12 protein-coding genes are annotated in these 15006 nt (G+C 64.8%); 4 read left to right on the forward strand and 8 right to left on the reverse strand.

Annotated features, from left to right (window positions below; translation table 11 throughout):
• Positions 1 to 245: 245 nt before the first annotated feature.
• Positions 246 to 2201, forward strand: a complete 1956-nt coding sequence (locus ABZ194_RS16580; protein ID WP_355596936.1) for a nitrate- and nitrite sensing domain-containing protein — start codon at positions 246 to 248, stop codon at positions 2199 to 2201.
• Here the strand turns inward: ABZ194_RS16580 and ABZ194_RS16585 are convergent.
• From ABZ194_RS16585 to ABZ194_RS16615, 7 genes are all read right to left on the reverse strand, one after another.
• Entirely contained in the window at positions 2149 to 3720 is a 1572-nt protein-coding gene (locus ABZ194_RS16585) for a hypothetical protein (protein ID WP_355596938.1), read from the reverse strand. The genes ABZ194_RS16580 and ABZ194_RS16585 overlap by 53 nt on opposite strands.
• A gap of 207 nt (positions 3721 to 3927) precedes the next feature.
• Positions 3928 to 4842 (reverse strand): hypothetical protein, encoded by a 915-nt coding sequence (locus ABZ194_RS16590; RefSeq protein WP_355596940.1) that lies wholly within the window; start codon positions 4840 to 4842, stop codon positions 3928 to 3930.
• Positions 4842 to 5393, reverse strand: coding sequence for an RNA polymerase sigma factor (locus ABZ194_RS16595; RefSeq protein ID WP_355596942.1), 552 nt, complete (start codon positions 5391 to 5393; stop codon positions 4842 to 4844). The genes ABZ194_RS16590 and ABZ194_RS16595 overlap by 1 nt, the downstream gene beginning before the upstream one ends.
• Positions 5394 to 5502: 109 nt before the next feature.
• The gene (locus tag ABZ194_RS16600; RefSeq protein WP_355596944.1) at positions 5503 to 6042 is read right to left on the reverse strand and encodes a DUF4262 domain-containing protein; all 540 of its coding nucleotides are present in this window, start codon (positions 6040 to 6042) and stop codon (positions 5503 to 5505) included.
• A 159-nt stretch (positions 6043 to 6201) separates the two neighbouring features.
• Positions 6202 to 6438, reverse strand: a complete 237-nt coding sequence (locus ABZ194_RS16605; RefSeq protein WP_355596946.1) for a hypothetical protein — start codon at positions 6436 to 6438, stop codon at positions 6202 to 6204.
• Positions 6439 to 7001: 563 nt separating this feature from the next.
• Entirely contained in the window at positions 7002 to 7355 is a 354-nt protein-coding gene (locus ABZ194_RS16610) for a hypothetical protein (protein ID WP_355596948.1), read from the reverse strand.
• A 198-nt stretch (positions 7356 to 7553) separates the two neighbouring features.
• Complete coding sequence (locus tag ABZ194_RS16615) at positions 7554 to 8054, reverse strand: ATP-binding protein (protein WP_355596950.1); 501 nt, start codon at positions 8052 to 8054, stop codon at positions 7554 to 7556.
• A gap of 870 nt (positions 8055 to 8924) precedes the next feature.
• On the opposite strand from ABZ194_RS16615, the gene ABZ194_RS16620 reads away from it, so the two are divergent.
• Together ABZ194_RS16620 and ABZ194_RS16625 are read left to right on the forward strand one after the other, a co-directional pair.
• Positions 8925 to 9776, forward strand: a complete 852-nt coding sequence (locus tag ABZ194_RS16620; protein ID WP_355596952.1) for a helix-turn-helix transcriptional regulator — start codon at positions 8925 to 8927, stop codon at positions 9774 to 9776.
• A gap of 11 nt (positions 9777 to 9787) precedes the next feature.
• Complete coding sequence (locus ABZ194_RS16625; protein ID WP_355596954.1) at positions 9788 to 9991, forward strand: DUF397 domain-containing protein; 204 nt, start codon at positions 9788 to 9790, stop codon at positions 9989 to 9991.
• A 182-nt stretch (positions 9992 to 10173) separates the two neighbouring features.
• On the opposite strand, the gene ABZ194_RS16630 is transcribed toward ABZ194_RS16625, so the two are convergent.
• Positions 10174 to 13260 (reverse strand): DUF3427 domain-containing protein, encoded by a 3087-nt coding sequence (locus tag ABZ194_RS16630; RefSeq protein ID WP_355596956.1) that lies wholly within the window; start codon positions 13258 to 13260, stop codon positions 10174 to 10176.
• A 932-nt stretch (positions 13261 to 14192) separates the two neighbouring features.
• Between ABZ194_RS16630 and ABZ194_RS16635 the strand changes: the two genes are divergently transcribed.
• The gene (locus ABZ194_RS16635; protein WP_355596958.1) at positions 14193 to 14846 is read left to right on the forward strand and encodes a hypothetical protein; all 654 of its coding nucleotides are present in this window, start codon (positions 14193 to 14195) and stop codon (positions 14844 to 14846) included.
• Positions 14847 to 15006: the final 160 nt, after the last annotated feature.

Below are 15006 nucleotides of genomic sequence, written 5' to 3' on the forward strand. Positions count from 1 at the left end.
CCCCTCGCGCGCCGTGACCCGCGGGTACTCCAACCGGTCCCCGTGCTCCATCTCGATCTGCTCCGCCGCTCCAGCCGGGCGGTCGGCCTGGAGGAACCGGATGCGGTCGCGCCGGGGGCTGGACCTGGCCCCCATGTTGCCGCGATCCTCGGACGAGGGGCATCTGGGATTCCCAGACGACGGCCACTACCGGGTGTTAACCTGCTACCTTTCGTGACATTTATCGATATTACAAGCGTGGTGACATGTTATACTGCACCATTCGCTCCAAGCTGTACGCGCTGCTCAGCCTCCCGATCGTGGCTCTTATCGGGCTCTGGATGTTCGTTACAGGTCACGTCATCGGCGACTTTTTTCAACTGCGCCAAGCCGCTACGCTGTATGAGCGCGTGGCGGTCCCGTCGACGGCCTTGGTCATCGCGGTGCAGACCGAGCGTAAGCTCTCAGCCGTCACCTTGAGCGGAACTGTCGGCCAGAAGCCTGGGCTGGCCGATGCCCGGAATCTGACCGACGCGGCGGTCACCGCCTTCCGCGGGCAGGCCACCTCCATGGAGGCCATGACGACCACTGGCTCCGAGGTGCGCGTGGCGATCGCTCAGGTCGTCGCCGAGGCGGACAAGCTGCCCACGCTACGCGCGGACGTCGACGCCCGGGTGTCCGACCGGCTACGGGCCGTCCAGTCGTTCAGCCGCGTCGTCGACGCGGTCTACCGCCTCCAGGACCGGCTCGTCACCGCCTCCAATGTGGACCTCTACCAGCAGGCGGTCGGCCTCCAGCGGATCGCCCACGCCCGCGACATGATGTCCAGGGAGGACGCGCTGGTCGCCGGCGCGATCCTCGCGGGCCGCCTGAAGCGCCCGGAGTACAAGGCGGTCGAGGTGATCGCGCCGAATCGGCTGCTGCTGCTCACCGAGGGGACCGCCACCCTGGACGACGAACTGCGCGGCCCCTTCGACACGCTGCTGGCCTCCGCCCAGCACCAGAAGTTGATCTCCCTGGAGGAGGAGATCGTCGAGACCTCCCGGCTCCCGGAGGAAAGTGCTCTCTGGAACTCCGTCGCCGCCGATCTGGGCGGGAGCATGGACCGGCTCCTCGCCACCCGGTCACGGCTGCTGAACGGGCGTGTCGACGACGCCGCGGGCTGGATCATCGCGGAGATCGTCATCGCCGGCGGCTTCGGCCTGGTGGCGATCGTGGGGGTGGTGGTCCTGTCCGCCAGGTTCGGCGGAGGACTGGCCAGAGAGCTGGGCGAGCTGCGCCGGACGGCCCTGGAACTGGCCGAGACCCGGCTGCCCAGGGCCGTCGAACAGCTCCGCGGCGGCGAGGCCGTGGAGGTTGGGGTCAGCGTGCCGCCGATCGTCGCGAAGGGCTGCACACTGGAGATCGTCGACATCAGCCGGGCGTTCTCCACCGTCCAGCGCACCGCCGTCGAGTCCGCCGCGGGCGAGGCCAGACTCCGCCTCGGGTTCAACCAGGTCTTCCGCAACCTGGCCCGGCGCAACCAGGCACTGGTCCACCGCCAGCTCGCCCAGCTCGACGCCATGCAGCGCAAGGCCAGTGAGCCGGAGGTGCTGGAGGACCTCAACCGGCTCGACCACCTCACCGCCCGCATGCGGCGGAAGGCGGAAGGGCTGATCATCCTCTCCGGGGCCGCGGCGGGTGGTACCTGGCTCAATCCCGCCCCCCTCCCCGACGTGGTATACGCCGCCGTGGCCGAGGTCGAGGACTACCGGCGGATCACCGTGTTTCCCATGCCGGACGGCATCAGGCTGACCGGCTCCGCCACCGCCGATGTCACCCTCCTGCTGGCCGAGCTGCTGGAGAACGCCACCGTCTTCTCCCCGCCGAACACCCAGGTGAACATCCGGGGAGAGTCCGTCGCGCGAGGCTTCGTGCTGGAGATCGAGGATCGGGGACTCGGCCTGCAGGACAGGGAGTGCGAGGAGATCAACGAGCGCCTCGCCAACCCGCCGGAGGTCAACCTGATCGACCGCGAACAGCTCGGCCTGTTCGTGGTGAGCCGGCTCGCCGCCCGCCACGGCATCAAGGTCACCCTCAACCGTTCGGCCTTCGGCGGGGCCACCGCGGTCGTCCTCATCCCACGCTCCCTCCTCGACGCCCCCGAAGAGATCCCCCCCGCTCCCCCTCTCATCCCCCCGCTCGAATTCCCGCAGCAATCCTCGCGGCAATCCTCGCGGTGATCTTCACGGTGGCCGGCGCGGCGGCGAGGCAGGCGACCGGGATCACCGGCAGCACGTAGCGATGATCGAAGTCGAGGACGGCCACCGGGGCGACGAGCAGGAACATCGCGACAACCCAGGGCAGCGGCACACCACGCCACCGCAGCACCGCGCCGACCGCCCCCACCAGCAGGATCACGCCGATCAGCGGGCCGCGCAGATACGCCGGATACTGATAGGCGATCAGCAGATCGGAGTACGGCCGGACCGAACGCTGGCCGCGGATGTCCGGGGCGTACACCTCGCGCATCTCGTCGATCAGGGGCCGGCCGGGCAGTGACCGGTATCCGTGGGCGAAGCCGAAAGCCGGAGTCGTCCGTCCGGGGTGGGCGATCGGGGTCCAGGCGAAGGTGAGCGCGGTGTCCCGGGCGATGTCGTGGAGATAGTCGAGCGGCTGGGCGGCGATGGCGCGCAGTGCGAAGGAGCGGGCCAGGTCGTTGTGGGAGAACCGGTCGCCGGGGAGCCGGTTGAGCGCGGAGTCCGGCGCCCAGACGTACTCGGAGGCGGCGTCGGCGGTCGAGCCGTTCGGGCAGAGCCTCGCCTCTGGCGGCGGTGGTTTGATCACCGAGCAGTCGGCGAAGGTCATGGTGCGCGCCCAGAGCGCCACGCCGTCCGAGCCGCTGAGGGCGAACCTGCCGTGGTGGTGGCCGTACCAGCCCGCGTACGCCACCAGCGGCACGATCCCGGCGACCGTCATGACCCCCAGGGGCCACCACCCGCTCCGCCTCCGGCCTCGCCCTCCGTTCCGCTCCTCGCCCCGCCGCCTGCTCCGCTCCCCGCCCTGTGGTCCGCCCTGCCATTCGCCTGGTTCGCCGCGCCGTACGGCCGGCAGGAGCCGTACGGCCAGCATGAGCACGATCAGGATGAACAGCGGCAGCGCGATCGTCCGGGTGAGCGCCGCCGCGGCGAACAGCAGGCCCGCTCCCAAGGCGGCCCGGACCGAGAGGCGCGGCGACCACATCAGGGTGGTGAGCCCGGCGACCACGAGGAAGATGAACGGCGTGTCCGACAGCACCGCATGCTCCAGTCGCAGGAACGAGGCGTCGAACAGGACGGGCACGGCGGCCGGTGCCGCCGCCCAGACAGGCAGCGACCTGCGGCGGAGCAGTGCGTAGAGCATCAGCCCCGTGCCGAGTCCCATGGCGTGCTGGACACCCGCGATCACCTCGACACTGTGGAACGGCCAGAGGGCTCTCAGCAGGAGCGGGTAGCCGATCGGGTGGAAACCGGACGCGGGCTTCAGGTGGACGGCGGCGTCCAGGTAGGTGAAGGAGTCGTACCAGTAGAGCAGGGCGGGCCGGTAGCCGAGCATCGTGACCACACGGAGGGCCGCGGCCGACGCGAGAAGCGCGGCGAAAAGTCGATGGGTCACGAGGGCCACGGCGACCGCGCGGCCGGCCGCGAGGGTCACGGTGGACAGGTGGGCCGCGAGCGCGCGGCGGATCCGAGGGATCGCCGCTGGGCGGATGTCTGCGGGCATGCCGAATCCGATCGTCGTCGTGGAAGTCGCGGAAGAGGGGGAGGGGTGATCGCGCGCATGCGAAACGGGCCGTGCGGCGGGCGAGGAACGGTTCCGGCCCCGTGCTCCTCTGCGCGACGGATGGGAGCACGGGGTCAGCGGGAGGTGGTGCGGGGGATTCCCGGGTCTTTGAGGTGCCGGGCAGGGGTTAGCCGGGAACCTCGGGGCTCAGGGACGGTTGGGGCAGAAGTCGTCCATCGGGCGGGGGGAGGGGTTGGGCTTGGGATCGATGAGTATGAGCGCTTTGCCGGGTTCGGTCATGACATCGTCGTGGACATACCAGTTGCCCGGTACCGGACTCGACGTCTCCTTCTTGGCGTAGAAGGTGAACTTCGGCTCCACGCCGTGCTGTCGCAGGATGGGCAGCATTTCGTCGACGGTCCCATTGATGTAGTCCACGCAGTGGAGCGGCTCGCCGGGCAGGCCCATGCCGGTCAAGATCATGTACTTCTCGCCTGGACGGGCCTCCCTGCCGAGCCGGATCTCGCCCTTTCCGGTGAAGCTCACCGGCACTTTCAGGCCGATCGGGCAGCCCGTGAACCGGTGGCAGGAGCCGGAGGCCTCAATGGTGGTGATGGAGTCCTTCTCCGACACCACCCGTCCCCGCCGCAGCCCCTCCACGCCTCCGTTCACCACGATGATGTGACCGACCCTGCTGGGGGACGTCGGTTCGAGCCGGAGTTTGATGTGCAGGCCCCGGGCGTTGAGCTCGTGCTCGTACATCTCCGGGGCGGCGAGCAGATTCTTCACCGTGATGACGTAGTAGTCGCCCTCCCGCCTGATGTCCAGAGCGGCGGAGGCCGGAGTCGTGCCGAACCCGCCGGGGAACAGCCAGCCCAAGATCATGAGCGCGGCGGTGAGTCCGGTGACGGCCGGTACGGCGAGGCGCCACCGTCGCCGCCGGGCGCCCGGGGCCGGGCGGTGGGCGTTCCACCGGAGGCCGGGGAACCCGGCGAATCGGCGCCGGACACGGGCGGCGGCCTGGGCGGCCGTGATCTCGTCGAACAGTTCCCTGCCCCCGGGGGTCATGCCGGGGCCGGGATCGGGGGCGATTCCCGCGACGAGACGGTCGACGTCGTTCATCACAGCTGCCCCTTCGCCAGCGCGATAGCGCGCGAGCCGTACCTGGCCATGTCGAGTCCCGCCGCGTCCAGCTCCCTGGCCAGCCGTTTCCTGGCGCGGTGCAGCCGCAGGCGTACCGCGCCGCGCGAGCAGCCCAGCACTTTCGCGATCTCCTGACTGTCGAGCCCCTCCCAGCTGACCAAGGAGAGCAGCTCCCGGTCGCCGGGGCTCAGCCGCATGAACGCCCGGCGGATCCCGTCGCGATCCTCCTCGACCAAGTTCTCGGCCCAGACCGCCAGCTCGGTGCGGAGCCGTACGGCCAGCACGGTCCGCCGGGTCTCCTCCCGCCGCCGGTTGGCCAGCACCCGCCGGGCCACGCCGTAGAGCCAGAGCCTGGCGTCGTTCCCCTCGGGGATGTCGGCCAGCCGGCGCCAGGCCGTGGTGAACGTCTCGGCGAGCGCGTCCACCGCGTCGTCGGGGGAGTCGGTGCGCCGCCGCACGTAGGCGAGAAGATCCGGATAGTACGCGTCGTAGATCTTCTCGAAGTACGGCTTCGGATCAGGGGGGGCCACGCTGTTCCCTTTCGACGGGGACTCGTTACCGCTACCTGTCCGGATCCGCTGTTCTGTTACACCTCCGCCGCGATTGTCCTAGCCGAGTTTTCCGCCGTTGAAGCCGAGCTCAGGGCAGCTTCGTCCACACCCCCGGAGCGTGATCGTCCTTGGGAATCCACAGCGAGGGCTGGCGATCGCTCAGTTCCGGCCTGGCATCGGCCTCCCCGGGGAACCGGCCGGCGGCGTCGGGCCAGAGGACCTCCACGAACGGCAGCGGGGGCCGCCGGTAGAAATGCAGCGCCGTACCGAACAGCGACCGGTACCAGCTCTCGTCCACGTTTCTGGTGAGGACGGGATAGCCCCTGATGACATCGTCCCGCTTCTGGTCCGCGACCAGACGGTGACCGGCCGCGATCGCGTCGGCCAGGGTGTTCAGGCAGCTCCTCATCACCTCGACGCCGAGGCCGAACATCGCCACCTCGGGCGAGCGGAGCGTGTGCCACAGTCCGACGGTGAACGCCCACCCCGGCCCGTCCTCGTCCTCCGGCACCATGATCACCGCCCATCCGTGCTCCCGCACGTGCGGCATGGTGCTCCGGTCGATCTCGTCGAGCTCCACGTCCTGCTCGACGCAGAGAAGACAGTGGCAGGTGAGCTGGTCGAACATGGCCCCGAGCGTAGTGGCCCCGCGATCCACCACCCCGCCCGCCCCGGCCCAAGACACCTGACGCGGTGACCGCGCACACCATCTTCCCTACCGCTCGTCCACCGCTCCCGGCCACCGGCGGTCCGCTCGGGGGGATCAAGGCCGCGGAGCCGCCTTTCGTTACGAGGGTTCCTCCTTCCGGGCCGCCTCTCCGCTCTCCGCTCCCAGCGCGTAGAGGGCGAAGCCGATCGCCGCGACCACGGCGCCGACGACCACCTCATAGCCCCGCAGAAACTCCAGCCGGTTCACCAGCAGCAGATCATGGGCCCAGCGCCACCAGCCCAGCAGATTGTTGACCGCCCCGCCGACCCCCTGGATGAGGAAGACCACCCCGACCAGCCTCAGGAATCCCTTCATGGCTCCCAGAGTGCCCGAACGCCCTGACCTTTCGCGTCCCCCCTAAGTCGGATCATCCCTAGACTTTGGTCGCCTCCCACCACGACAGACCCCATCCGAACCCCGCGCGACGGATGGGGAGGAGAACCGGAATCCGTTCACGGCGGCTGAGAGCTTTGAACGGCGACTGGGATTCACCGTCATGACCCGCCAAAATACCGACCGCACTGAGCCGGTGGCGGCCCGAGACCGGTAAGGCGTGGCGACGCGGCCCCCTCCAGCCCACGCCGCCACGCCGGTCTACCGGGTTCTTCCGGACAGCGGAGCCGTCCAGATCACCCGAGTCTCAGTAACCAGCCATCGGCAGATCTCAGGCATCCGGCTCCGGTCGTCGAGCTCAACGTTCCGCTGGACAAACGCCCATCCGCCCCCTTCACACCGTCCGTAGTCCGTGGCCCGACAGACACACGTCCAGACCACCGGCCGCACCTGCTCCAGCATCTGGTTCGGGTGCCCCCACCCCAACCACATATGATCTCGTCGAGCCACCGCCCCACGTGTGCTTACGTACTTCCCTAACCTGATCACGAGGCGTTCCCCGCGACCTCGCCCAGCGGATGTCTTCTGCGGAGCTCCGCGTAGCAGAACGCCACCCGTCGCGCGGCCCGATCGGGCTCCGTCGTGGAATGCCGGACGCAGATGACACGCCCCCGTTCGGCGTTCCAGCCGACTTGCCACCAGTAGCTCCACCCGTCACACCACACCACCAGGCCCGTCTGGATCAATACCAGCGCCAGCCCGTACCCATGGTGCGTCTCGCAGGCGATGTCGTACTTCTCCAGAGCCCGCCGCAGCACCTCGGCCCGCTGCTCGGGATCCATAGTGATCAGGGGTGACGGCATGTTCTCCTCCAAGTGAGAGTCGAGTCTGTTTTCCATGCGGCTTCACCTGAGCCATCACGTATGGCCGAGCGCATTGCTGCATGACCGTTCGCCTGTGTTTTCGCTTGCGACGGCTTCTTGAAGGGGCGCCACGGCACGGATAGGGAAGGTCTTGATCCGGATCGGATTCGTTGGGGATCGTGCCGTCGCGCCGGTTTGTCAGACTCGTTCGAGAATTTCTCGGTAACTGCTCCTTCAGCTGGCCGAGCCGAGCTCGAACCAGATCACAGTTCCGATGGAGTCACGGTGGAAGCCCCATCGGGTGGCGAGGCTGTTGACAAGTGCAAGTCCACGACCACCTGTGGCATCCGGTTTCGAGTTCCTTGGGCAGGGGATCTCCATGGAACCGGGATCCTGAACGGTGATCAGCACGCCGTGGAGGATGAAGGTCACCGTGATGAGGAATTCCTGCGGTCTGGCGGCTGGCCCGGTGGGGTGTTCAATGGCGTTAGTGGCGAGTTCGCTGGTGAGAAGCATGGCGTCATCACGGAATGGGTGACTGTCCCCAAGAAGCTCAGCAACGAAGTTCCGCGCGGGCTTGACCTGATCGGGTGTGGCCTTGAAACGCCGAGAGAGCACGGGGTAGTTCCCAGGCGTTGGGGTCAGATACGGCGGACGCGCTATGCCTGGGGGAACGGGGGCTGTGATGTCGTTGGCCGCCGTTCGGAATCGATCAGTGAACTTGCTGACGATCATGGACAGGAGTCGTGTCGCCATCTTCATCACTCCCCTCAATTGTGTTCTCGCTGCTGTGGCTGCGTGGTCGCGGCGTAGGAGGTCTGAGCTGGGGCGGGATAACGCTGAGCGGGTACTTGACGTCTGCTTTCCCGGACGACAAGTTCATGTCGCAGACCTTCTTCGGTACGGTTCACGCCTGCCAAGCGAAAGACGTGCGCTTGGCGGTGATTCGTGCCCGTACGGCACAGCGGTTGTTACGGCTGGTCGTGAGTGGCATCCCCGGGTTGCGGAGGAAACCGCAGGAGGATAGCTCAGCGGGTGTGTTGCCGTGATGGTCGGCGTGGTCGTGGAGGGGCGGCCACACAATCCGAGGCGACGTCGGGCCGTCGTACGGGTGCGAACCTGAGCGAGGGTGGGCTGATCCCACAGGTGGTCAGGGCGGTGTGGCAGGCTGGCCGCGTCGTGGGCGTACGGCGGATGCCCGCACCACCGACAACCAAGCGGTGACGGCGGTTGTTCGGCATGCCAGCGGATCCGCGTAATCCGGAGGGCTCTACTACTAGGGTTGAGCATAGGTCGCACCTCCATTGTGCGATCGAGGCTCTGCCAGGCGACGTGACTCGCCTGGCAGAGCCGTTTCTGTAGTGCTCCTTAGTGCCGGATGAACCCGGCTGTGTCGGACCGCCAACACCACAAGGGGCAGCTCACTGAGAGTTCAGAAGGTGCGTTGTATGAGAGTCACACCCAAATCACTGTAGGTGATGGATACTTTCCCCATAGTGACCTTCCGTCGCTGAATTTTCAAGGCCAAAATACCATCGTGGCAATTGTCTGATTTTGGTAACTCGGTCGTGTTATTCACCTATTTGATGTGTGAAGAGAGGCCTGATGGCTGGTAGTCCCACTGTCAAACGACGGCGCCTCAGCGCCGAGCTCATCCGGCTACGTGAGCAAGCCGGTCTCACGCATGATGAGGTGGCCAAGCGGCTGGAATGGTCGCGTGGCCGTCTTACTCATATGGAGCAGAACAAGTGGGTCCTACCCGATATCGGTAACATCCGCCTCCTGTTGGACGTCTACGGCGTCACCGATGCCGCAGTACGTGAGGCAATATTCGATCTCGCTCGGCAGTCCCGCGAGAGAGGCTGGTGGTCGAAGTACAAGGACGTATTTGGCGGTAGCTTGCCCGGGTTCGAGGCAGAGGCAACCCAGGTCCGCACTGTCGAGCTCGTGACCATCCCCGGCCTACTCCAAACAGCCGGCTATGCTACGGCGATCTTCCATGCCGGGCAGGTGCTCGATCAGACCGCCGTCCAGCGACGTGTTGAAGCGCGCCTGGCCCGGCAGACGATTCTCGATCGCACCCACCCACCGCAGATCTGGGCGGTTATCGACGAGGCGGCGCTACGGAAGATGGTTGGCGGTCCCGCAGCCATGGCTGAGCAACTCGGCCACCTCGTCAACATGGCGACGCGCCCCAACATCGCTGTTCAGGTACTTCTCGACTCGACTGGCGCACATGCGGCGATGGGGAGCGGGTTTGTCATCCTGGACTTCGCAGGTGAGCTGGACCCGTCGATCGTCTACCTGGAGACGCCAACCGACAACCTTTTCCTGGAGAGACCAGAGGAGGTTCAGGCGTATACGCTCACTTTTAACCGTGTAGTGGCGGCTGCCCTGACCGTCGAGGAGTCCGTGCGCTACGTGGCTTCCCTGGTTGACCGGCTACAGCAGGAGTAGAGGCGAGAACCGTGGATCGAATCCCCCCTGCACTCGCTTGGCGTAAGAGCAGCTTGAGTGCTCAGCAGGACAATTGCGTGGAGGTGGCAGCCCTTCCCGATGGAGGCCGCGCCGTACGAGACAGCAAGGACCAAAACGGGCCAATACTGTACTTTACCAAGAGTGAATGGCGGGCTTTTATTAGCGGTGTCAAAACAGAATGTCCGACGGTATAGTCCGCTGGCTAGCGGCTCAAGCAAATCCTCTGCGGGAATGATCAAGATTGCCGGGGGTGTGAAAAAGGTCTCACTTCTGCCAATGATATGACCATCTAATTGGCAGAAGGAAGTTGTCGTTAAATCAATCGATTTTCTACTTGTGGCGGCTTCGGCGTCGGCCGTTAGGTGGTGAGTTATTATTACCCTGCGATAGCGGCGCGACGGAACAGGTCGGCTGGCATCTCCTCGTCGAGTCGCCAGGTTACGGCCATGGGCCTCTCTCCTCGGTGCTCCACATAGCGGACGGTTCCGTGGAAGACGAACGGCTCAGGATGGCGGTTCTCGTTCTCCTTACGTTCCCGGGTAAACAGCAGCACGTGGCTGCCGTCTCGTTCATGGTGTTGATAGCGGAGTCCAGTGGTCGACTGGGCGCTCGTACGGTGCTGAGACTCCCAATGGAACAGGCTCGGGGTGAGAGCGAAGTCTCGGTACATGGTCTGTGGTGAGAATTCTTTCTCGTTCTTGTGCAAAGTGACGAGAAGCGCGTCGCATTGCGTGGCAGGGATCCATGCGACGCCTTCGCGCATGGTTGACGTCACAGAGCCACCTAGCGCCGCCCAGCCGAGGGCCGCGAGGATCTCGTCGGCCGAATACCGAGCGTTAACCGCGAGGGGTATCTGTCCCAGCGGCTCGGGCAGGGGTTTAGTGACATGTCGGGGACGTTCTGCACCGTAGGTGATCACCTGCTGAATTTCCTCGCACAGTGCGGACTCGGCGCGCAGCTGCGTGAGAGCCTCGTCATAGGAGGTGAAGTCGCCGCCGTCGCGCCAGAAGGAGAAGAACAGCATGCGGGCAAAAGCCTGGTCGGCAGGGGAGCATTGGCCGTAGAACGGGCCGTCGGGCCGCAGTAGCCGTGCGTACGCCTCGGCTCGCCGCCGGTCGTCGACGTGTAGCAGGGCTCGCACGCGACGACCAAGTGCATCCTCCATGGGGGAGGCGTCTTTCTCGATGAGATTGGTATGGCGCAACAGCCAGGTCCAGTATCGTCGGTTACGGTAGACGTCGCTGATATCGCGCCCGCTGGCTTCGAGATAGTTGATAAGGGACGTTTCTGCGCAGGAGCGAATTTCCTGGGTAAGGGTAGCGACAGTGGCATTGAGCTGGACCTTAAGCTCAGCGATTAGATGGTCCTTGGTGACTCGGTCCAGGACGATCTGGCATCCTGACGGCAGCAGCGGGAAGTCCTTTTCTACCTGCTGCTTCAGGCGTCCTCGGGCGAACCCGGTCAACGCATGGAATCGGTTTCCGAACCTGTACTCTTTGCGGTGCTGGCCGACGAAGTCAAGGACGGTCAGCACGTCTTTTTCGGGTGTACGGCGTAGCCCACGGCCGAGTTGTTGCAGAAATACTGTCGCACTCTCGGTTGGTCGCAGCAGGAGCAGTGTGTTCACGTCGGGGATGTCCAGGCCCTCGTTGAATAGATCCACTGTGAAAAGGAATGTGACCTTCCCACTACGCAGGTCAGCCAGTGCTGCCCTACGTTCGGCGTGGTCGGTTGATCCATCCACTGCTAGTGACTTCAAGCCCGCTTTGGTGAAGAAATCTGCCATGAAGTGTGCGTGCTGCACTGAGACGCAGAAACCCAGGCCCCGGACTGCCTGCAGATCGCTGACTTTGTCAAGCAGTGCGTTGAACACAAGGCGAGCCCGGTTACTGTTGCCGGTAAAGACTTCGTTGAGTTCACGGTTAAGGTAAGCGCCCCGTGACCAGGTTACGTCACTCAGATCCGTCTCGTCGTTGATCCCGAAGTAGTGGAAGGGGCAGAGCAGGTCGGCGTCTAGGGCGTCCCACAGGCGCAGTTCGGAGGTGATGTGCTGGTCGAAGAACTCGTCTTGGACCCGGGTGCCGTCAGCCCGTTCGGGGGTTGCTGTGAGGCCGAGCAACTCTTTCGGTTTGAGGTGGTCAATGATTCGCCGATAGGTGGTGGCGGCGGCGTGGTGGAACTCGTCGATGACTACTACGTCAAAGTGATCGGCGGCGAAGGCGCCTATGCCGCGCGAGTTGAGGGACTGGACTGAGGCGAACACGTGCCGCCAGTGCCGGGACTGATCGTCGCCGACGTGTAGTTCGCCGAAGTCGGGGACGGCTAGGACCTGCCGATAGGTGCGCATGGCCTGCTGCAAGATCTCTTTGCGGTGCGCGACGAACAGTAGAGAGGGCTGTCGGCCCAGTCGTTGTTGCAGATTGCGGTAGTCGAAGGCAGCGACAACCGTCTTGCCGGTTCCGGTGGCGGCCACCAGTAGATTGCGGTGCCGGTTATGCGCGGTCCGTTCGACATCGAGGTCTGCCAGCATCTCCTGTTGGTGCGGGAAGGGGTGGGGGACCAGCGTGGGGATGTCGAAGATCCGCTCACCTAACTTTGAGCGAGATAGGGCCTCGTCGAGGCGTTCGCCATCAGTTGCTGGATCGTACAGTTCGAACTGTTGCCTGTTCCAATAAGAGTCGAAGGTTCCCTCAAACTTGTCCAGCAGTCGAGGAGTGGTCACTGTGGACAGGCGAACGTTCCACTCCAGACCGTCCAGAAGGGCGGCGCGTGACAAGTTGGAGCTGCCGATGTAGGCAGTGTCGAAACCAGTATGGCGACGCAGCAGCCAAGCCTTAGCGTGCAGACGGGTTGAATTCTGTTCGTAACTGATCCGGACCTCGGCACCGAAGTCGTTCACGAGCCGATCTAATGCTCGCCGCTCTGTCGCGCCCATGTAAGTGGTGGTGATTACGCGCAGCGGAACCCCACGGCGGCGTAGCTCGGCAAGCTGCTTCTCCAGGATTCGGAGTCCGGACCATTTGACGAACGCGCATAATAGGTCAACCTGATCGGCGCTGACCAGCTCGGCTGCTAGCTCGTGGGCCAGATTCGGATCTTCCCTGGCGTTGGTAAGCAACGCCGCTTCTGATAGTGAGGTTGACGGTCGCTCGGGAAAGGCTGCACCGGGCGCATCCTTGATGACTGATAACAGCCTCTCCGGTCCGGTTTCGATGGGTTCGGAATCGGTTAGGTGTAGGAGAAGTTGATTGGCCAGTTCTACTTGCTCGCCGCTGCTTTTGAGTGTAGCCATCGCCCGAGCTGCTGCTTCTCCGATGAACCGGCCGAGCAGGTGAGCGACCTCCTCCCTATCAATCTGGGAGGTTTCGACGAGATGACCCGAGCCACGCCAGGACGCGACGCGTCGGGCTAGCTGGCGGGTGAGCAGCGAGTCGTACAGGCCCAGAACGGGGGTGTCGTCCACAGGCACGTGCCTCCCATCTAACGTCGTCCGAGGAGGCAACCTCCTTGATCGACGATCAGCGTAGCTGCTCCACAGCGGTAACTAAAAGTCCAGATGGTATGGATTGACAGTCGCTCATGGGGTCATAGTTGTGGTTAGCTTCATCAAGGCCGTAGAATTTCAATTGGTGTCGACATAATTGAGGCTATGAGCGATGAAAGCTCTGACTGTACGAGTTATAGGTATGGTGCTCATCGATATTCTTCGTCGCGAACTGCTACATAATGTCCGATACAGTAATGCATGCCAGGACCCAGGTCGTTTGCCTTCCAGCCGCCAACACCTTGGATCGCCAGAGGCTTCTCCTCATGCTCAGAACCTATGGAGTCCGCAGGTCTACCCCCGTGCCGGATGTTGACGCATGGGGGCTGCGGTGAGCGAATTGAACGGAGCTCCCCCCGGAGAGGCGACGACGGTCCCCGTCCTGGCCGTCTTCGTCGGTTATCTGCAGGGCGCGGGGTGGACCCTTGAGGACGACGACGGCCGGACCACGCTGTGGCGACCGGAACCGTCCGACCTGGAAACGGCCATGCGGATCGTTCTTCCGGTGAGACAGGATGTTCGCGACTACGCCGAGCGTGTGACCGAGGCGCTGAGAACGCTTGCCTACGTGGAGCGTCGCCTTCCGCAGGAGGTCTCCGCGGACATGAGCTTCGGTGGTGCGGACAACGTGTCCGTACGGCTGACGCCGAACGCCCCGGCCGGGGAGGCCCGTTGTTCTTGGCGCATTCCGCGATATCGGCGCTGCGGAATTATGTGGTCGCGTCGGCTACGGCGCTGGATGCCGACTCCCTGGTTCTGCCTCCCCGGCGCCCGCAACGGGCGGAGGCCTACGCCGCGCAAGCTCGTATCTCCACGCAGCCGGGAAGCTTCGTTCTCTCTCCCTTCCACTGGTGGACGTGTACACCGAGGGGCCGGCCGCTTCGGCGACCGGTCAGGAGTCGCTGCTTGAGATTCTCCCAAGGCCGTTTGGTCGCAAAGTGACGAGCAGAATGCTCGCCGCAGCCCGGCAGGCCCAACGTCTGGCAGTGGAGGTCGGCGAAGGGGACAGGCCTCTGTCGTCTTTTGGGCAACCCGGCCAAGCTTCCCCAAACGCTACCGAGCTGGAAGCGTTGAGTCTCCTGGGCGGCCCGGATCACGACGTGTACCAGGTCCGCTTCTCGCAGTCTCCGCTCGTTCCCGGATCTCGCGAACCCACACGCCTGAAAATCACGCCCGGTCAGCAGAGAATTCTGGGCGAGGCCGCGAACTTTTTGCGAACGAAACAGCCGAGAGCCGGGATCACGATTATCGGCCTGGTTGTTCGTCTGTTCCGAGCGGGAAAGTACGGGAAGGGGGAGGTGGTCATCCAGGGCGTCGATGACGACACAGGTGATGCGAGAAGGCTCCGTGTCGAGCTGGACGAATCTGACTACAACCTCGCGGTGAAAGCACATGCGACCGGTCTTGAGGTCACCGCGACCGGCGACCTCGACATTCGTGGGACGCGTCGCTCGCTGCGCCGTCTGACCTCCTTCTCGGTACTGCCCGGAATCGGAGACGATTAGAGGTACGGCTCACGCGTCGCCGACCGGCCACATGTCCGTCGTCGGCCGTGCTCGGCGATGAGGGGACGGCCACCCGTGCGGTGACCGTCCCCTCATCGCGTCCCGCGCCCGCCCCATCCAGATGCCGCTTCAGCCATGCTCCTGGGCGAAGCCCCTACGG

Source organism: Streptosporangium sp. NPDC006007 (genome assembly GCF_040614315.1).
GTDB lineage: Bacteria > Actinomycetota > Actinomycetes > Streptosporangiales > Streptosporangiaceae > Streptosporangium.